The organism is Pleurocapsa sp. CCALA 161, from assembly GCF_003003995.1.
Lineage (GTDB): Bacteria > Cyanobacteriota > Cyanobacteriia > Cyanobacteriales > Xenococcaceae > Waterburya.
Window position 1 is genome coordinate 39,654 of the sequence record NZ_PVWF01000018.1, and the last position, 18,233, is coordinate 57,886.

The 18,233-nt window shown below is 38.4% G+C and carries 18 protein-coding genes and 2 pseudogenes; 8 read left to right on the forward strand and 12 right to left on the reverse strand.

Going from position 1 to position 18,233, the window contains the following annotated elements; translation table 11 throughout:
• Positions 1-29: 29 nt before the first annotated feature.
• Positions 30-2,348: a tetratricopeptide repeat protein gene (locus C7B62_RS06535; protein WP_106233806.1), complete on the reverse strand. Its 2,319-nt coding sequence runs from the start codon at positions 2,346-2,348 to the stop codon at positions 30-32.
• Positions 2,349-2,956: 608 nt separating this feature from the next.
• Positions 2,957-3,529 (reverse strand): calcium-binding protein, encoded by a 573-nt coding sequence (locus C7B62_RS06540; protein ID WP_106233807.1) that lies wholly within the window; start codon positions 3,527-3,529, stop codon positions 2,957-2,959.
• Between the two features lie 637 nt (positions 3,530-4,166).
• On the opposite strand from C7B62_RS06540, the gene C7B62_RS25615 reads away from it, so the two are divergent.
• Positions 4,167-4,307 (forward strand): hypothetical protein, encoded by a 141-nt coding sequence (locus tag C7B62_RS25615; RefSeq protein WP_158260638.1) that lies wholly within the window; start codon positions 4,167-4,169, stop codon positions 4,305-4,307.
• 125 nt (positions 4,308-4,432) lie between these two features.
• On the opposite strand, the gene C7B62_RS06545 is transcribed toward C7B62_RS25615, so the two are convergent.
• A complete protein-coding gene (locus tag C7B62_RS06545) occupies positions 4,433-5,203 on the reverse strand; it encodes a histidine kinase (protein ID WP_106233808.1) in 771 nt (256 codons plus the stop codon).
• Between the two features lie 262 nt (positions 5,204-5,465).
• Between C7B62_RS06545 and grxC the strand changes: the two genes are divergently transcribed.
• From grxC to C7B62_RS06560, 3 genes are all read left to right on the forward strand, one after another.
• Positions 5,466-5,720, forward strand: a complete 255-nt coding sequence (grxC, locus tag C7B62_RS06550) for a glutaredoxin 3 (RefSeq protein WP_106233809.1) — start codon at positions 5,466-5,468, stop codon at positions 5,718-5,720.
• Between the two features lie 251 nt (positions 5,721-5,971).
• Entirely contained in the window at positions 5,972-6,304 is a 333-nt protein-coding gene (locus C7B62_RS06555; protein WP_106233810.1) for a DUF2499 domain-containing protein, read from the forward strand.
• Positions 6,297-6,593: a DUF3593 domain-containing protein gene (locus tag C7B62_RS06560; protein WP_106233811.1), complete on the forward strand. Its 297-nt coding sequence runs from the start codon at positions 6,297-6,299 to the stop codon at positions 6,591-6,593. The genes C7B62_RS06555 and C7B62_RS06560 overlap by 8 nt, the downstream gene beginning before the upstream one ends.
• Before the next feature lie 566 nt (positions 6,594-7,159).
• Here the strand turns inward: C7B62_RS06560 and prfB are convergent.
• From prfB to C7B62_RS06580, 3 genes are all read right to left on the reverse strand, one after another.
• A protein-coding gene (prfB, locus tag C7B62_RS06570) for a peptide chain release factor 2 (protein WP_146132057.1) occupies positions 7,160-8,270 on the reverse strand; the annotation gives its coding sequence in 2 pieces (ribosomal slippage) (positions 7,160-8,197 and positions 8,199-8,270; 1,110 coding nt in all).
• A 48-nt stretch (positions 8,271-8,318) separates the two neighbouring features.
• Positions 8,319-8,549 carry a regulatory protein SipA gene (gene sipA, locus C7B62_RS06575; RefSeq protein WP_106233814.1) on the reverse strand — a complete coding sequence of 77 codons (231 nt, stop codon included), beginning with the start codon at positions 8,547-8,549 and terminating at the stop codon, positions 8,319-8,321.
• A gap of 52 nt (positions 8,550-8,601) precedes the next feature.
• Complete coding sequence (locus tag C7B62_RS06580; RefSeq protein ID WP_106233815.1) at positions 8,602-9,198, reverse strand: sulfite oxidase-like oxidoreductase; 597 nt, start codon at positions 9,196-9,198, stop codon at positions 8,602-8,604.
• A gap of 426 nt (positions 9,199-9,624) precedes the next feature.
• Between C7B62_RS06580 and C7B62_RS06585 the strand changes: the two genes are divergently transcribed.
• The 3 genes and pseudogenes from C7B62_RS06585 to C7B62_RS27085 form a co-directional block, all read left to right on the forward strand.
• On the forward strand, positions 9,625-10,470 hold the full coding sequence (locus tag C7B62_RS06585; RefSeq protein WP_106233816.1) for a cyanophycinase: 846 nt from the start codon (positions 9,625-9,627) through the stop codon (positions 10,468-10,470).
• A gap of 122 nt (positions 10,471-10,592) precedes the next feature.
• Positions 10,593-11,531, forward strand: a complete 939-nt coding sequence (locus tag C7B62_RS06590; RefSeq protein ID WP_106233817.1) for a glutathione S-transferase family protein — start codon at positions 10,593-10,595, stop codon at positions 11,529-11,531.
• A 76-nt stretch (positions 11,532-11,607) separates the two neighbouring features.
• Positions 11,608-11,724 (forward strand): annotated as a pseudogene (locus C7B62_RS27085) (RNA-guided endonuclease TnpB family protein); the annotation flags it as partial.
• Here the strand turns inward: C7B62_RS27085 and C7B62_RS06600 are convergent.
• A complete protein-coding gene (locus C7B62_RS06600; protein ID WP_106233818.1) occupies positions 11,713-13,005 on the reverse strand; it encodes an ATP-binding protein in 1,293 nt (430 codons plus the stop codon). The pseudogene C7B62_RS27085 and the gene C7B62_RS06600 sit on opposite strands and share 12 nt — an antisense overlap.
• A 238-nt stretch (positions 13,006-13,243) precedes the next feature.
• On the opposite strand from C7B62_RS06600, the gene C7B62_RS06605 reads away from it, so the two are divergent.
• A complete protein-coding gene (locus C7B62_RS06605) occupies positions 13,244-14,968 on the forward strand; it encodes a TIR domain-containing protein (protein WP_106233819.1) in 1,725 nt (574 codons plus the stop codon).
• Between the two features lie 81 nt (positions 14,969-15,049).
• Here the strand turns inward: C7B62_RS06605 and C7B62_RS06610 are convergent, their stop codons facing one another.
• From C7B62_RS06610 to C7B62_RS06630, 5 genes and pseudogenes are all read right to left on the reverse strand, one after another.
• Positions 15,050-15,730, reverse strand: a complete 681-nt coding sequence (locus tag C7B62_RS06610) for a hypothetical protein (protein ID WP_106233821.1) — start codon at positions 15,728-15,730, stop codon at positions 15,050-15,052.
• Positions 15,731-16,001: 271 nt separating this feature from the next.
• Positions 16,002-16,239 (reverse strand): annotated as a pseudogene (locus C7B62_RS06615) (hypothetical protein); the annotation flags it as partial.
• A 150-nt stretch (positions 16,240-16,389) separates the two neighbouring features.
• Positions 16,390-16,566 (reverse strand): 50S ribosomal protein L32, encoded by a 177-nt coding sequence (gene rpmF, locus C7B62_RS06620; RefSeq protein WP_106233823.1) that lies wholly within the window; start codon positions 16,564-16,566, stop codon positions 16,390-16,392.
• A 54-nt stretch (positions 16,567-16,620) separates the two neighbouring features.
• Positions 16,621-17,400: a hypothetical protein gene (locus C7B62_RS06625; RefSeq protein WP_106233825.1), complete on the reverse strand. Its 780-nt coding sequence runs from the start codon at positions 17,398-17,400 to the stop codon at positions 16,621-16,623.
• Positions 17,401-17,644: 244 nt separating this feature from the next.
• On the reverse strand, positions 17,645-18,233 hold a 589-nt coding region (locus C7B62_RS06630), incomplete at its 5' end, for a S41 family peptidase (RefSeq protein ID WP_233219841.1).

The following is an 18,233-nucleotide window of genomic DNA, read 5'->3' on the forward strand; positions in this document are numbered from 1 at the left end:
AGTTGGCGCAAAAATTTCGGCAAAACTAACTATATAAGTTGGGATTGCAACTTTTTAAGCTTGGTGGCGATTTCCAGATTGTCGGGCTGGATCTGTAAAGCGATCTTATAAAAGGCGATCGCCTGGTCAGAATTTCCCTGAGATTGATACAATCCAGCTAATTTGCCATAGATTTCGGGATCGTCGGGGGATACTTCTAGAGCTTTGAAATAGGCAGTCTCATCTTCAGGTTCTTGTTCGAGGGATTTTTGATAGTATTGCTTAACTTTTTCTAGATCCGAGTTTGATCTTTGTCGCAGCACATCACTGAGCTTGTCTTCCGTCTTCGGCAGATCTGGAGTAATTTCTAAAGCACGTCGATAGGCACTAACTGCCCCATCCCAGTCTTGAAGCTCTGCCTTGACATCGCCCAATTTATGGTGCGCCCAATCAAAATCAGGATGTAATTCAATTGAATTACTTAATGCCTCTGCTGCTGGCTGCCATTGTTTTAGTTCCAGCAAAGCCGAACCTAAACCATAATGTGACCAGGAGGAAGTCGAACCAAGCTTAATTGACTTGGTATAGGCATTTACTGCTTCTTGCCACTGTTGCAATTCTAAATAAGCTTGACCTAAGCCGTGATATGCATAACCAGAATTATTATTAAAGAGGATCGCCTTTTCATATGCGCCGATTGCCTCCTGCCATAATTGCTGCTGGCTCAAGCTATTACCTAATTGATAATAAGCCTGCCAAGATTCGGGATTTTTGCTGATAGCCTGTCGGAGAATTTTTACTGCTTCAGCATATCGCTCTAACTTAGTCAAAGATTCGCCTAAATTGCAGTATATATCTGCATTGTTTGGTTCTAAGGTAGCTGCCTGCTGAAAATAAGCTATTGTTTCCTGCCAGTTACCTAGCTGGGCGAGGGTTTTCCCGATGAAAACATAGTTTTGTGCTTGCTCTGGCGCAATTTTTGCTGCTCGACGATAACAACTTAAGGCTGTCTGAAAATCTCCCTGTTTAGTGGTAATTTCGCCGATGCGCCAATAAGCCTCAATAAAATCAGACTTATTACTGATAGCTCGACGATAACAGGCGATCGCTTCTTCAACTCGATTGTGTTGGAGTAGCTTATCTCCTAGTAAATAGTGATTTTTGGCTGAGGCTTCTTGAGGGTTAAGGCTGAAGCCTTGATAGTAGGCTAAATTGGCTTGGTCATGATTATTAATTTTTGACCAGGCTTTACCTAGATGGATGTAATACTGGGCTTCTTGGGGGGCAAGTTTGGTTGCTTTCTGATAACAAACAATTGCTTTTTGCCACTGCTGCTGTGCAAAATATAGTTGACCTAGCTCAAACAGAATTGATGCTGAATTAGGCTGTTGAGCTGCTGCTTGAAGATATAGTTTGATTTTATCTTCTGTGGTGGTTGTGGCTGGCTGTAGTTGAGGTGGATTCGCAGCTTTACTTTCGGGGAGCCTACTCATTACTGATTGAGTATTAGAGGCTGTAGGCGCATCAGGGTTAAGCAGGGCGCTGATTTGCTGCCAAGATTTTGATTGAGCTGGCGGTAAGCTAGGTTCTGTTTGTAGTTGAGCAAGTTTTTGATAATAAGACAAAGCAAGTTCCGTCTGACCATCTTGTTCCAAGGCATCCGCTAATCTTGCATAGGCGTTTAGAAAATTGGGATCGAGATCTACACAACTTTTATAGCAGGCGATCGCCTGCTGCCTATTTCCTTCTGCGAGTAGATTATTTGCTAAGTTAAAGTGATTCTGTGGCGACAGCATATTCGGTTGAATGGCGATCGCCATAAAGAAGCACTCAGCAGACTTATGCTCTTCTCCTAGTTCATTCCAGACTCTAGCCAAATTACGATATGGGAGGGCAAAATCTGGATTAATTGTGCTGGATTTTTGATAATGTTCAATTGCCTGCTGCCATTTTCTTTGTCGAGCATAAATACTGCCTAAATTGCAGTAAATCTCTGCCATGTCGGCTTTAGCTTCAAGAGCTTTGGCATAAATGCCGATTGCTTCGGCGCTTCTACCTGAACATTGAAGACAATTTCCCCAAATCTTATATGCCATTGCCATTTTAGGCTGAACTCTTAATGCTTCCTGACAAGCAGCAATACTTTCTGACCATTGCTGTTGTTCAAAATACAATAAGGCTTGTTGAATATATAATTCCGCAGCAGGCATTCCTTCTGAAGGGAGTAAATTTACCTCTGTTTGACCGACACGAGGCAGTAAAACAAACTGCTCGCTTTGCCGAGATGATAGATCAATGCTGTTATCATCGGCCGAAGCATGAACCAGCTCTGAGTTAGTCAAATTAGACTCTAAAGACTTATGGGGCATTTTTGTTGATTAGCTTGTTGACTCAGTGTACTTGAACTTAGATTGGCAGCTGAAGACTTAGAGAAGTCTGTCACACTTTCTTGCAGCGAAAGATGCTCGGAATTTGCTTTGTCTTTGACTATAGTTTTGGCTTAATGTTAATAATAAAAGTTGTTGAACAAGCAAAAAATATTTGTTTAAGCAACTAATGATATCAAGGTTATTTTTGATTGAATTTTATGAGTTAGAATTTTAATCTATCAATTTCAATATTTTTAAATACTCTAATTAAATGATATTTATAACCTAAATATCGTCAATTGTCTTTATTCATTAATAATTAGTTAATAATAGTAAATATACGCAAGTTTAATGTAAGTAATATAACTAGAGGCACTGATGAACATATTCATCTTGTTAACAAGACATATTTACTAAGTTTCTCGTTATTTTTGAAAAAAGTATCATGTCCACATAATTATGGAAATATGATTTCAAGCTAGTTTTTAAGATTGCGATCGCACAAAAAACGGCACAATAAAATTATGTGCCGACTTCAAAAAAATATCATTGTTTATACTTAGATAAACAGTAATATCTTAAGCAAAAAGATAACTGTAATTTACAGTTTAAAGCAACTCAAAATCTTCGGTAGAATTTACAGAAGCATCTAGATCTTCAAATTTAATTACTTCTTCACCATCTATGGAAACTATTCCAGTAGCAGCATCGAAGTTAACTGAGTTGTTGTTTGACAAACCTTGGATAGAAACCTGATCCTGATCGATGTCAAAATCAGCAACTGTGTCCATTGAACCATCTTCAAAGTTTTCTAGGTCAAATACAAAAATGTCTTTGCCTTCACCACCAAAGATAATATCGTCGCCTTCACCACCACGGATAATGTCGTTGCCTTCACCACCATGAATTACATCATCACCTGTGTAGGCGAAAATTAAATCGCCACCTGTTCCTCCCAAGACGCTATCATCACCATCGCCACCACCGATAGTATCGTTGTCAGCGCCACCAAGGATAAAATCATCTCCATCACTAGCTGAAAGAAAATCATCCCCAGCCAAGCCATTCATTAGTTCACCATCGTTGGTGCCATATAAAACGTCTGCATTTTCTGTTCCAATAATATCTAATCCTTCACCGTTAAAATCGGCAACATCAAGATTTACTACGATCGATGACATATGTTTTCCTCTACAATCTTTCTTTATCTACTGAAATTTTTCCAAGCTGCCAAGGTAACAGCTTATTGTCCTTTTACCAAGGCTCAAAAGCTATGATATTGCCAAAATTTTCAATCATCAACTCAATGATCTTAAGCAAAAAAACATTGTAATCTTTGTAACTGTTGATAACAAAGATATTTAAACATTATTAATGCATTTGTAGTACAAAAACCGATTAATTTTTTTCGCCTGTAGGTGACGAAAAAAGCTTAAAAAGAGCCTTTTCGCTATGACTGAATAAATATTAATTTTTATGACAAAATTGAACTCTGCTGTATTTCGTGAGTAATTTCACTTAGAAGCAATTTACTATCTACGTATATATATGTAAATATAGCTTTTAAGCTTTTTGTGTAATCGGCAGAATCCCCTGAATTTTTAATTAGCTTAATCTTTTTGGAAAAATATTGTAATACTTTTTAATAATTAATTTATTGATAAATATTTGCAATAAACTTTCAAAAATGATAGGTTATTGATATCTGGTAAGTCGACCACTGCTTCAGTACTTACATGTTATTTTGCCGATTACTGACTAAATAAACCTCATGACTAATTCCAAATATTACTAATAGTTAATTAACAAAAAGTAATCATGAACCCATCTAACAAGAACAATAAAAATAAACTTCCCGAATGGCAATCAGCAAAAATGAGAAATCTGATTGAGGAACGTTGGTCAGAAGTATGGAAAATTGTTATGGATAGAGAACGTTCTGCTCAAAATTCAGATTGAGGTTTACAGCCAGGTTAAAGCGATCGCTTGATCGAGAGAAGCTGATCTTAATTACCAATAAAGTCGATGTAGGATCGCTTCTGCCATCTAGTCAAAAACTATGCTTTAGTTTACTGAAAATCATACTAGGAATTTTTTTCCTGAAAAATTTCTCTAACTTCGTGCCAAAGTTCCTTTAATAGCTGCTTTACCTGTTTCTCCTTGCGTGCTACAGCACTACCTGTCGATCCTAACTTCTCTTCAAATTCTGCTCTTTTGCGCTTAGTTGGTTCGGTAAAAACTTCTGGATCTTCTTTGGCTTTGTTGTACCATACCTTTGCGTCTTCTAGATATTTGCCAACTTCTCCATACTGTTCACCATAGCGATTGGCTAAATTTGCCTGTAGTACAGCGATTTGTGCTTTAAGACGAGCATAGTGTTTTTGCAGAATAGCAAATTCTTCACTATTACTGATATTAATTAGCGCTTCGGCGATCGCCTCTTTAACCTTATCAGGTTGAGTATCACTGTTGGTTTTAACTTCTGCCAAAGCCTCATCAATTTCAGTTTGTAATTTTTGCTCGTCTTCAACTACTTGAGCCTCTAAAGTAGTGATTTCCGATTGAGTTTGCGCAATTTTCTCTCTTCTGGCTTGACTAACACCATCAATTACTCCCTGAATGGATGCCGTCACTTCTTCTTTAACTTCGCCACCAGATTCTTTGACAGTTTCTGTCACAGCAGCGATCGCATCCTGTACTAAGTTAACGATTTCACTTCTACCCGACTTAACTTCAGAGACTGTTTCGGCGATCGCATTTTTAATAATTTCGCGAATCCTTTCGGTTTTTAGTTCTCCCGTTTGTTTTGCCTGCTTTAAATCGGCAACAATTCTTTCTTTGCTTGATTCCGACATGATTTAATACCTCTTACTACCTATCTTGAATGAATCATTAAGTCTCGTAACACTTCGATCTTAGAATTTTCACGAGAGTTTTGTACCGTTCTTAAGGTAGAAAAAACCAGACAAAAGTGATGCTTGGAGGCAGAAGTGCAGTTACTCAAAGTCCATTATTTTCACCGAGTTCACAAGAACTGCTGTCGATGGTAATTTTTGATTGGGACAAATCAGTTTAAGATAATATAATCGCAATAAAACTTAATACTTGCATTTAATTATGGCAGCAAAAGTAGAAATATATACCTGGAGTCGTTGTCCGTTTTGTGTCCGAGCAAAAGGACTATTGGATCGAAAAGGAGTTGAGTATACAGAATATTGTATTGATGGTGATGAAGATGCTAGAGATAAAATGAGATTAAGAGCTAATGGCAGATCGAGCGTACCACAAATCTTTATTGACGATCGCCATATTGGCGGATGTGATGATATTTATACTTTAGAAAGAAAAGGAGAATTAGAAGCTTTATTGTAGAGAAGTATTCTTAAGCTGTATTTTATTAAGATCAAAGAGAATTTGTTTGAAAAAAAAGAACGCTGTATGAACCTGTAGCAATCCTCTCGATTTTATTCATTGAAACTAGTACAGCAATTAGTAATCAGTCCTAAAAGACATTCTCCTAAAGGATTAGCCCTAAAGGATTAGCTTCGCGTCCTTCGCGTCCTTCGCGTCCTTTGCATCACAGCTCCGCATATGGTATAAGCTTCGCAAATAATCAGTAATTAATGTACGCATTATCAATTCCTACTTGGATAGTTCATGTCTCTAGTGTTTTAGAATGGGCTGCTGCAATTTATTATATTTGGCAGTATGGAGAAGTTACGGGCGATCGCGCCTGGTATAACTTATCTTTTGCAATGTTACCAGCCTTAGTTAGTGCTATGTGTGCCTGTACCTGGCACTTTTTTGACAATACCCAATCCTTAGACTGGCTTGTGATTCTTCAAGCAGCAATGACGGTAGTGGGTAATTTTACCGTATGTATAGCAGCCTGGGGAATCTGGCGTAATGGAACAAAGTCATCGAAGGATGAGACAAGGGTAGTTGAACATGAATAAAGAAAGTCTATTTGCTATTTCTTTGTTTCCCTATCTAGGTTTCTTATGGTTTATGACTCGTTCAGGCAAAACACCGCGTTTAGCCTTAATTGGTTTTTATGTACTGTTGATTTTTGTGGCGGTGACAATTCCTGCGGGAATTTATGCCCAAGTACATTATGGAAAAGAATTAGCCAATGTAGATTGGCTACATGGTAGTGCTGAACTATTTTTAACTTTGTCAAATATCTTAGTAGTTTTAGGCTTTCGTCAGGCAGTTATTGAGCAGAAAAATAAGTCAAACAAGTAATGTTAGCATCTGATTAGTTGGAAACGATTGGCGATCGCGTCTCGGTTTAGTCAGACATCCTCTCAAACCATCAGAGTTATATCAGCTTGGAACAAAATCACCAGTAACATTGATTTAGATCGTGCCTTTTTCAAAAGCAAATGTCGAAAATATGATCAAATAACTTATTTGATGATCGACATCGACTATGAAAAACTCTAATTTTGCTGTCAAGATATTATCAAGCACTCTGTTTATCTTCCCTACATTAATGATATCTATGATGCCAGTAAATGCAGCGCCTGATTCGTGTAAAAACTCAGCTATTACATTAATCAAAAATACAAGTATTTTGGAAACAAATATATACAATTTGAAAAAATAAACGAGCAAAGCTATAAGCTATAAGCCAATCAGAAATAGTTTTAAACTACTCCTGATTGTACAGTAGACTACCAAACTTTGTTTGGTAGGGGTTTTAAACCCTCTAGCTTAGAGCTTACAGCTTACAGCTTTTGATAAATCAAAATATCAATTTTTAATAGCTTTACATTCCAATTTCTATCGTTTTGTAGAGCTATTTATTGTTAGCTCAATTGATTTTCCTGTCTTAAATAAGCTTCAATTAAAAAGTTCAAATTGCCATCCATTACGCCGTTAACGTCAGTTGTCTCAGTTTCAGTGCGTAAATCCTTGACCATTTGGTAGGGATGAAAAACATAGTTACGAATTTGATTTCCCCAAGCAGCTTCGACAATATCACCGCGAATTTCGGCGATTTCCTGCGCTCGTTGTTCTTCTGCGATAATTAGTAGTTTGGCTTTCAAGAGAGCTAAGGCGCGTTCTTTATTTTGCAATTGCGATCGCTCTTCAGTACAGCGCACAGCAATTTTAGTCGGTAGATGAACGATTTGTACCGCTGTTTCTACCTTATTGACATTTTGCCCACCCGCGCCACCAGAACGAGAAGTCTTAATCTCTAAATCCTTATCGGGAATCTCTAACTTTAATGCTTCATCGCCTAAATTGGGCATTACTTCCACTCCCGCAAAGCTAGTTTGTCGCTTACCGTTAGCATTAAAGGGAGAAATTCTAACTAGACGGTGAGTACCTTTTTCACCTTTTAAATAGCCGTAGGCATAGCGTCCGTCAATTTCTAGAGTAGCGGATTTAATACCTGCTTCATCTCCCGCCGAAGATTCGGCTAGACGAACTTTGTAGCCTTCTTTCTCTCCCCAGCGGGTATACATGCGCAAGAGCATTTCTGCCCAATCTTGAGCATCTGTCCCTCCTGCGCCAGCATTAATAGTTAATACTGCGCCTTTGGTGTCATAAGTGCCAGATAAAAGTTGCTGGAGATCCCAGAGTTCTAACTCTTGGTTTAACTGTTCTAGGCTAGTTTGAGCTTCCGTAGCCAGGGATTCGTCTAATTCTAATTCCAATAATTCAGCGATCGCTTTGGCATCTTCGAGAATATTCTGCCAACGTTGATACTGCTCCAAACTTGACTTGGAATCATTTAATTCTTGTAAAACTTGCTGTGCTGTAGTCTGATCGTCCCAAAATTCAGGCTGTGCTGCTCTTTGCTCCAAATCTTGAACTTTAGCCCTAATTGCAGGAGGGTCAAAGATATTCCTGAGTTTTACCCAGGCGTAAGGCGATCGCTTCGATACTACGCTTTAATTCGGATACTTCCATGACAGAAACTAGTTACTGTTGGCTATTTAATTATTAATTATTTAGTGATTAATTTTCCATTAATTTAAGGTATTGACTCTCTAATAAAAAAGCCCCTTGAACAAAACGAATCCCATAATAACCTCCAGGACGACGATCTAAGATCGTACCTGCTTCGCCAATAGCTAGAACATCAGGCGATCGCAACATGGGCATTGGTTCTGCGGTTTTAATATAGGCAGGTAGAGCTATGATCTTAACGCGATCGCCTACCTTAAAATTCTTTGGTTCATTGTTCATAAGTACCTAAAGCAAAACTTCTTGTGTCAAAAAAACTTAAGGCAAGCAAAAATCACCGTCCTCCATAACGTTGTTCTGCCCAGGGTTCACCTCGCATATGATAGCCATTCCGTTCCCAGAATCCCGCTTCATCGTGGTCCAAGAACTCAATACCGTTAATCCACTTGGCACTTTTCCAAGCATAGAGATGAGGCACTACCGACCGCAAAGGCCCACCATGATCCGCAGGTAAAGGCTCGCCATTGAGAGTATGAGCCAGAAAGTTTTCGGGTCGAGCAAAGTCTTCTAAGCTTAAGTTGGTCGTATAGCCACCATAGCAGTGCTGTAAAACATGGGTCGCTTTGGGGTCGATCTTCAGCGCAGCAAATAGATCGGTAATTTTTACTCCCCTCCAGGTAACGTCTAGCTTTGACCAACGAGTTACACAGTGAAAATCGGCAGTAAACTCTTGCTGAGGTAAATTCATCAAATCCGACCAGTCGAAAGATTTGTTCTCTACTAGTCCCCAGACCTTAAATAACCACTGATCCGTACTGACCTGGGGAGTTTCTCCATAAGAAAGCACAGGAAAACCCTTGGCTAAATACTGACCAGGAGGAACGCGATCGCTTTGGGATAGTTCTGGTTTCTCAAAAAATTTTCTGGACATAACTTAAATCATGAACATCAAAAATAGCAGATGCTTAAGCAATACTTCTAGATTAACTCGCTTCTATCAATCATAAAGGTTTTGCAAGGGACAAAATTATGATTTCTCAATTCTCTAAACAAACTATGGTCACATTAATGCTAAAACCGCCAGAAAAAAGATTAGTAGCCTTGCGTCAATAATACCTATAAGGTTTATTTACTCAAACAACTAAAACAAAAATACAAACACTTACTAAAGCTTTTTTCTATATAAATAGGACAATTCAATTTAAGCTTATAAACCTAGGGATCAAGACCTATTTATCTTTAATGGTTACTTATCTATTTAAGCGATTTTAAAATATATCTTTAGAAGTAGCAAATTTTTCTATAAATATGGTTTATTAAAAAATCAATATTATTATTTAGGCAAGATAGTAGAGTTATGGTGATAGTTGAGTCAAAAAAGAGCGACAATGACGCAGATGCTGTTAACAAATCTCAATCAGGACAGTTAATTATCATTGGTGGTGCGGAAGATAAAGAAGGGGAATGTCAAATACTCAGGGAGTTTATCCGTCGTGCAGGAGGTAGAGATGCCAAAATTGTCATCATGACTGTAGCAACATCTTTGCCAGGGGAAGTCGGTTCAGACTATCGATATTTATTTGAAAAGTTGGGTGCAGATCGAGTAAAAATTGTTGATACTGAACAAAGAGAAGATGCCAGTGACTCAGGTAATCTAGAAGTGATTGAAAATGCCACTGGAGTGTTTTTTACAGGAGGCGATCAGGCACGTATTACTAATGTGCTTAAAGACACTGCAATTGATGACTTACTTCACCAAAAATTTGAGCAGGGTTTGGTAATAGCAGGTACAAGCGCAGGTGCGGCTATGATGGCTGACATTATGATTGTCGAAGGAGAGGGAGAGACTAATCCTCGTCTGGATACAGTTACTTTAGAGCCAGGAATGGGTTTTTTAAGCCAAGTAGCGATCGATCAGCATTTTTCCCAAAGAGGAAGATTAGGTCGATTTGTGTCTGCCTTAATTCAACAACCTGCCGTCTTAGGTTTTGGCATTGATGAAAATACAGCGATCGCCGTTAACGGAGATGAAATTGAAGTCCTGGGCGAAGGTGCAGTCACTATTGTTGATGTAGCTAATATTAGTCATACTAACTTAAAAGAATCTCTACATGATGAAGCTTTAGCAATCTGCGGTGCTAAATTGCATATTTTACCCAATGGTTATCGTTTTAGTTTGAAAAAACGAGATTGCCTGTGTTAATTGCCGATCCTTGCCACCTCTTGTTTCATGGACTCAGCAATTGCCAAAATCTGACTTAAGCCAGATAGCAAGAGTTAAACTACAGTGTTTAAATAATCTGTATTAATTAACCTGGGGTAACTATGGCTACGGGAATGATGGTCGAAGGAACATGGACGAACGAAGAGTATCAACAGGATAAAAAAGGACGCTTTCAACGTAATCCGACTACCTTTCGCCATCAGATTACTGCCGATGGTTCGAGCGGTTTTCCCGCCGTTGCCAACCGCTATCATCTTTATGTCTCCTACGCCTGTCCTTGGGCGCATCGCACTTTAATTATGCGTCAGTTGAAAGGATTAACGGAGGCAATAAGTATTTCTGTAGTCGATCCTTTGATGGCACAAGATGGTTGGGAATTTAATAACTTTCCAGGAACTATTCCTGATACGGTGAATCACGCCAGGTATTTAAGAGAAGTATATGCGATCGCCGATGCAAAATATACGGGAAGAGTTACAGTCCCAATCTTATGGGACAAACAAACTGGATCTATAGTGAACAATGAGTCTCGTGAAATTATCCGCATGTTGGATACCCAGTTTGGAGACATAGCTCAAAACCAAATCAATCTATATCCCCATGAATTGCAGGAGACAATAGATCGAGCGATCGACGATATTTATGACCCCATTAATAATGGAGTCTATAAAGCTGGATTTGCCAAATCCCAAGAGGCTTACGAAGAGGCAGTTAAAAAATTGTTTGCTGCTCTAGATTACTGGGAAGATATGCTGGCAAAACAAGATTATCTGTGTGGAGACAGTTTAACCGAAGCAGATATTTGTATGTTTACTACCCTCTTTCGTTTTGATGCAGTCTATTATGTGCATTTCAAATGCAATCTGCGCCACATTTGGGACTATCCAAATCTATGGAACTATGTCAAGAAAATTTATCAACATCCTCAAGTAAAATCCACCTGCAATCTTGAACATATCAAGCTGCATTATTATCAAAGCCATCCCCACATTAATCCTAGTGGCATAGTTCCCTATGGGCCAGCGATCGAGTTTACTTAACAAGTGACTATTTGATCCCAGCCTGTAGGGGGGCTTTGCCAATATATTTCCATTGAAGCTAGTATGCTACCGTGTAGCTGGCATGGTCAAAAACCGTAAACTCAGCCGAGCAATTAGTGATGCTGGGTGGAGTAAGTTCAAAACCATGCTAGAATCTAAATGCGATAAGTACGGTAAAGATTTAACTATTGTATGTCCTAGCTAGTTCCATCAAAGCTCCCCAATCTGCTACTTTTGCCTCATGTATTTTTTGATGCACGAACGTAGCTGTACTATTAGTTTGGTCCTTGATCTTGGTAACTTGATCGCTCATTATTTCGATCATATTCCCTGATGCGGCTGTTTTGACCCATTGCGTCGTAGAAGAGAGAATCATTTCTTGCAAGGAAGCGAAAGAGAGCTGATCTGTTAATTCTGCAATCTGATCGATCCCAGCATCTGATAGACCCATTGGCGATCGCTTTGGCGATTTTTTGACACTATTATTCCACTGCTCAATATAAGAGGCACGTTCTATTATGCCTGGTAATTTAAACTCATACTTGCTATCAAAACGACCAGCACGATCGCGCAACGCTGGGTCGATTCTTTCAGGATGATTGGTTGTCGCTAAAATCAAGACACCTTGATTAGAGCCAAAACCATCAACTACGTTTAAAAAGGACGAGCGATTGCTATCATCGATTAAGGAATCGAGATCTTCTAGAACAATAATACAAGGTGCCATCTGCCGTGCCTGCTCAAATACCCTGCTAATGTTACTAGAGGAAGTCCTACAGTAAGACTTAAAGCTTTTCACGTACAAACAGGGTTTTTGTGCTTGATTAACTATAGCTTTAACAGTGTGAGTCTTGCCGTTACCCGGCGATCCAATGAATAAAATGCCACGTTTCCAAGATACGCCGTAATCTTCATAAATTTTACGTGAGGCGAAAAAGCTGCTGATTTCGTCTTCAATGTCCTCTTTAAGAGTCCCGCTCAAAATTAAGTTATCAAAATTTGAACTTTTGATCGACTCAAACAGTTCTTTATCTTTTCTCCAGTCGCCGTTTTCATAGACTAAATTCTCACCTTTAACTTTCGTATTTGATTTACAAACCGCACTCAAGAAATCGTTCGCAACTTCTTTAGTGTTAGCTAAAATCCAGTAGTATTGAACTGGATGAGAACCCTGTTGCCACGTCATTAAGAGCAAATTGAGCTTATTTTCTTGCCATGTGACCTCAAAATAGCCATTTACCGGGGTTTCGTAAAGTCCATAGCTCCTATACCACGTAGTCTGGCTCTGGTTGTAACAATATCTTGCCGACTTCACAATACAAGGATTTGCCTTGGCAAAAGCTGTCACATTAAAGGCACAATCATGACCTTCGATGAATTCTTTGTTGGGAAATTTCGAGAACAATGACTGGCTAACATAATAGGAAATTTCATTAGGGCTGAGACTGAGGGCTTTTTTAATGATCTTTTTCATTGTTTTGATTTGTTTAAAAGGTTTATTTTAGGACTTCTTTAGATTAGCTGAAACAACTTTATAACTCAATTTTTCCAAGAATTAAAAATTTAAATCCTCTTAAGCCTCTTAGCGTAAGCATTATAGTTTAGGGCTACAGTATGTTCAGAAATCTAATTTTCTTGGTTGGGGGGTATTAAATTCACGTCAAACGTTCTATACTAGAAGACAAATAATTCACAAATAATTTTTTAAAACAATGCCAAAGTTGAGTTACGGGTCGACTATAGAAAAGCGAGCTTGGACACTTTTGTCAGTCCTAATCGAGCGTGCAGGACAGTCAGGTGTGCAAATGTGTCAAATGGGAGATGGAAAACCCTACCTGAAGGTAGAGGCAACGCTCGAAACCATATCAACCTGGGCAACTCAATCAGATTCAAATTGTCCATTGGCAATTGAGCAAATACGTCTGCTCCTGACCCAAAATTTTGGACAAAAGTTCTTAGGCATTATGACTGACCTGATAACAGAAAGAGGAGGTCCACAAGCAAGACCCTGGAGATTTAAGATAACTATATGGTCTAAAAATAAGTCTGACAATGAATCGTACTTCGCTTCTGCATGGTCTGTTGCCAAGGAAAACCAACAATCAACTAACTCTTCTCAGGTGTTGAACTCGAGTCATCAGATATCATGTGAAGAGCGATATGATGTTCTCTTGTACTATGACGAAGAAGATAAAAATATAGTTAAAGAGATTGAAGAAAAACTAAGCAGAGAAGGAATAAAAGTGAGAACTGCTGAGCAGAATCGATGCCCTGGTCAAAGCAATTATAAAGAATGGGAAAAGCAGAGCATAGAGCAATGTAATTCAATCGCAGTTTTTGTTGGCAGTCATGACTCGGCTCTCTGGCAAGACAAGAAAAAACTTTCCTTCTTAAACAAATTTTACAAAAGTATTAGGTCAGACGCAAAAAAACGTTTTCCGATACCTGTGCTTCTCCCAAATGCTCCCTTAAATGCTTTCGAGCAAAAATCAGTTCCTCGCTACCTCAAGGGAGATAGAAATGCTGTTGATTTTACCCAGGGAGTTTTTACTGAGAAGATTAACGATTTAATCTATGGGATTACAGGAGAGGATCAATCCAAAAAACAAAAGTTTTTGACACTTATAAGTCATAACCATAAAGATTTAAAGACTGATCAGTCTACAGAAGTAATTATTCCAGTATATGCTATGAAAGCATTAGAGCCAAAAAATGAGACTGAGGCCGCGAGTTTACCGTACAAAGCAACAGAAAATCTTCTAAACGAAAATAAAAATATTTACAACGCAAATTTGAATGATGTAAATGCTTATACAAGTATAACGCATGCATATAATGACAACAATTTGCCTATGCCTGATTTGATTGGAAATCATACAAGGGACGGAAACAATCTTGGTCTTTTGGAACAAAAGAAACAAAAGGAAAAAAATCATATTTTGATAGGACTTTCAACTCACATATTATATTTGCTTCAAAAAGAGAAGAGTATTAATAGTCTGACTAAAGGGCAATATTTTTACGTCGGTACAACTCCAGATAAGAAATCAGATGAGAAAGAATACAATTTATTCTGGATAAAATGCGGTCGCTTTTATAAGCACAATGAACTATCTCTAGATACTAAATGGAGTTATTACAAACAGAATAAAAATAAAAGGTATGACTATGCGATATTTGCAAAGTTTGCAGCTCGCAGTAAAACAATAATGGTATATGGTGGGCTAACAGCAATAGCCACTGAAAGACTTGCACTTTATTTTAGGGACTATTGGGAAAAAATTTATGACAAATTGAAAGATGAAAAAGGTGGAAGCTTAAACCCTAGCGATGCATTTGCAGTGGTTATTGAAATTCCTGGGGTTGAGGTATCCGATCAAGAGCTAGAGTTAAGAGAATGTAAAATTGTAGAAGTATGTATTAACAAAAATCCTTAATTTATCTAAAAAAGTATTTTAAGCTAAAACTGAGTTTGTCAAACCTTAACTTGTACATCAATCTTGTGTTTTCGTGCAAAGTTATTTTGCCTGCATCAATTTTTGGTAATCATAGTAAGACATTTTTACTGCCTTATCAAAGTCGCAGGTTGCTACCTGAGAGAAATTATTAGTATGTGGTTGAATATATTTGTCGGTTATATTCAGTGTCGAAATTCCTACATCTGATGGCATCAAAGTGTGATTCACAAAACGAGGAAAACAAACGACACTAGCAAAATCAAAGGGTATTCTAACAACAGTATCAAATTCTAATCTTGGGTCATGAATCACAAAATCTGCACTTGTTAATTTGTATTTAGATGTAGCAATAATAATTGAATCGACTTCATGGTAATGCGGCTCAATATTATACTCATTAAATTTAATGTCTTTAGATTTATCATCATGAGGCGAGTCGTGAACAAGCCTTGCTGCAAACTCTTTCATGTATAGTAGAGTTGATGTCGAAGGTAGTTGATGTGGTAGATAAAAAGGGGCTGTTTCAAACAGTTTATCTTTATCTAAAGTATTAATGAGTTCGAGACTAGGATGGTAGCATTCATCCACGTTAAATAAAATCTTTCCCTCGTCCCAACTTTGGCGAATAAAATCTTTGAATCTCTGCTGGGTTATATCTCCAACGATAGAGTTTACAATCTTTTCAATTTCATTATGAATACTTGAAATTAAAATCGTTTTGTCACTTAATTGATTTTGCATTTATTCTTGTTTAAACAACTAACCCGCCCCTATGCAGTATCCTTCTAAAAACACCCTGACTCAACCCTATTAACGGGACTTAAACATAACATATAAAAGTATAAGCACAAAAAACTAGAATGAAATGTGCCTTTTCAAACTTTTATGTCTAATGGTAGGCTTTTTTTCCATCATTATAGATGGGTTGTTACCACTACATTGTCATTATCTGTTTTGTGAGGTAGTGCGTTGGGCGGTTTCACCGACTTGAAGCAACTACCAAACTCGAAAAGCCAATTTCTCCTATATATTGACGACCCACTCCTGCGGTGAAATTGCCCACAGCCCGCGAGTCAACGGTTTCCTCAGCGTATAAAACGGAGCAAGCAACCACTTTTACAATGCCCCGAATCATCAATAATCAGGCTTAATCCTCTACTTATTCTGGTTTGGCATTTGTTCATCACCTCTAAAAGACGCTTATTTATCTCGTCCGCAGACCAAGTAGCTTCAGTTACAAAGCGATGCAGCGGACGCGAAGCTAATCCTTTGAGTTTACTTAACAAATCTCTATTTACGACAGGTTAACAATAAAACTGCAACAAAAACTGAGTGCGAATCTACAAGGAAACACACCCATTATTTTACTGATTTACCTGTCAACGTTTGCACAGCAAAATCTATTCTTCGTCTTCGTCTTCATCATCTTGAGGATAAACAAAACTATTAGAACGTCCAGACAAAACTGATTTGCCTAAAGATAAAGCTTTTTGAGCTTCTACCGCAGCTTTACGCTTCCAAACCGCTTTACGACTATCACGTTTCGATTTAGAAGTTTTCTTCTTGGGAACTGCCATATTATTTAATTTAAAAAGACAACCTTACTATTGTAATGGTTCTGTTCCAAAAAACTAGAGGGTTTGACCAGGAAATAAGCTCATTCCTCCAACAAACTGAGTTTCATCAGCTTCAGGCGAGTCTAAAAACTTTTGGTGAACAATGTTGCGAAACTCTTCTAAGTCTGTTTTCCAGTGATTGAGAAAGTTAGTCATCTGAGTCATTATGCTAGATGATTCTACTGCGCCTAGGTTGACGTTGTAATTAAAGTTACCTGAAAAAAGAATTGCTGCGATGGGACTTTCTTGGGGCTTTTGTAATTTTGCCTCAGAAATACTAATCGTCAGTTGGCATCTTTCTAGATGATACATAAGGTTAATACCTGCCTGGAGCGGAGTTTTGCCAATAAATTTCCATGCCCCTGAACCGAGTAAAGATTCGGTTATATATTGACGCACTGCTTGAGGAGTAGCAGGAAACGGAAGTAAAATTTTAGGACTAAAGCTCAAGCCCATATATTTGGCGTGAGGCAGTTTTTCCACGTATTTGCCTGCCACTTGCTGGATTGCTATGTCTTGTGATTGTTTATTGGTGAGAGATTCACTAAAAGTAATGGTGCGAGGTTGAGCATTAATGCCGACACCGTTAGTGAAATTTAATTGAGCAAAATTAGGATTTACTACTGGTTGTTGAGCTAATTGCCAATCTTGAGGAATAATACCGCTCAATTTGAGAAAATCTTGACCGATTGTGGTGGGAATTAAATCCTGGGCGGCGATAATCAGAGATATTTCTTCAATCGATTGGGTATTACTTGGTGAATTAATTACGGATGCTACATTTGCTGTTGTCATGAGGATTTAGTCAGCCAAAACTGCCACTTAAGGTGTACAGCCATTCCCTCCCGCAACGATCCCAAATAATGGGAGTCTTAATTACATCTAAATGTCTTGATAGCAATAAATTTAGTCGCAAGTTTTAGGAATGACCATAAATTAATTTGCCCAAAAGAGCAGCAAAATACACCAGATTCTAGAATCTCGTCAGCCAGCTAGCGCGATCGCGAATTCCTCAAAAAGAGCTAAGTTTTACTCCTGCTTAGTTGGTTTTTAACTGGTTTGGTTTAGCCTGGCTATTGCTCAAAGGCTCTGGAGTTTTGCTGCCAGTATTAATTGCTTCACTCTTAAGTGTTGATACTGCTTTGGCGTATTGAGGATCCGCTGGCGTTGCCACTAAATCTGGATTGGTGCTGAGATTAGTTTGATCTGCACGGCTTAAGTCAACCGTAATATCGGGGGCAATACCTTTTTTGTTAATATCAACTCCACTAGGAGGATAGTAACGAGCGATCGTTACTGCTAAACCAGAACCATCGGAGAGAGAATGGACAGACTGGACAGTGCCTTTGCCGTAAGTACGACTACCTACTACTGTCGCTCGGTGGTTTTCTTTTAACGCTCCTGTGAGAATCTCACTGGCGCTGGCAGAATAGCCGTCAACCAAAACTACCAAAGGTAAGTCAGTTAAAGCTTTACCGTTAGCAGAGAATTTTTCATTCCCTCCTTTGCGGTCAATAGTGGAAACGATCGCTCCTTGAGACATCCACATCCGCGCAATTTCTACACCAGAGAATAACAATCCACCTGGATTGCCCCGTAAGTCTAAGATAAAACCAGAAGCTTTTTGT

What these genes read in the sequence shown, in the direction of transcription:
- C7B62_RS06580 (WP_106233815.1), bottom strand. Translation starts at nt 9,198, where the DNA reads ATGTCCAGAAAATTTTTTGAGAAACCAGAACTATCCCAAAGCGATCGC.
- C7B62_RS06605 (WP_106233819.1), top strand. Translation starts at nt 13,244, where the DNA reads ATGCCAAAGTTGAGTTACGGGTCGACTATAGAAAAGCGAGCTTGGACA.
- C7B62_RS06600 (WP_106233818.1), bottom strand. Translation starts at nt 13,005, where the DNA reads ATGAAAAAGATCATTAAAAAAGCCCTCAGTCTCAGCCCTAATGAAATT.
- rpmF (WP_106233823.1), bottom strand. Translation starts at nt 16,566, where the DNA reads ATGGCAGTTCCCAAGAAGAAAACTTCTAAATCGAAACGTGATAGTCGT.
- C7B62_RS06590 (WP_106233817.1), top strand. Translation starts at nt 10,593, where the DNA reads ATGGCTACGGGAATGATGGTCGAAGGAACATGGACGAACGAAGAGTAT.
- C7B62_RS06545 (WP_106233808.1), bottom strand. Translation starts at nt 5,203, where the DNA reads ATGTCGGAATCAAGCAAAGAAAGAATTGTTGCCGATTTAAAGCAGGCA.
- sipA (WP_106233814.1), bottom strand. Translation starts at nt 8,549, where the DNA reads ATGAACAATGAACCAAAGAATTTTAAGGTAGGCGATCGCGTTAAGATC.
- C7B62_RS06540 (WP_106233807.1), bottom strand. Translation starts at nt 3,529, where the DNA reads ATGTCATCGATCGTAGTAAATCTTGATGTTGCCGATTTTAACGGTGAA.
- C7B62_RS06555 (WP_106233810.1), top strand. Translation starts at nt 5,972, where the DNA reads ATGTACGCATTATCAATTCCTACTTGGATAGTTCATGTCTCTAGTGTT.
- C7B62_RS06625 (WP_106233825.1), bottom strand. Translation starts at nt 17,400, where the DNA reads ATGACAACAGCAAATGTAGCATCCGTAATTAATTCACCAAGTAATACC.
- C7B62_RS06535 (WP_106233806.1), bottom strand. Translation starts at nt 2,348, where the DNA reads ATGCCCCATAAGTCTTTAGAGTCTAATTTGACTAACTCAGAGCTGGTT.
- grxC (WP_106233809.1), top strand. Translation starts at nt 5,466, where the DNA reads ATGGCAGCAAAAGTAGAAATATATACCTGGAGTCGTTGTCCGTTTTGT.
- C7B62_RS06585 (WP_106233816.1), top strand. Translation starts at nt 9,625, where the DNA reads ATGGTGATAGTTGAGTCAAAAAAGAGCGACAATGACGCAGATGCTGTT.
- C7B62_RS06610 (WP_106233821.1), bottom strand. Translation starts at nt 15,730, where the DNA reads ATGCAAAATCAATTAAGTGACAAAACGATTTTAATTTCAAGTATTCAT.
- C7B62_RS25615 (WP_158260638.1), top strand. Translation starts at nt 4,167, where the DNA reads ATGAACCCATCTAACAAGAACAATAAAAATAAACTTCCCGAATGGCAA.
- C7B62_RS06560 (WP_106233811.1), top strand. Translation starts at nt 6,297, where the DNA reads ATGAATAAAGAAAGTCTATTTGCTATTTCTTTGTTTCCCTATCTAGGT.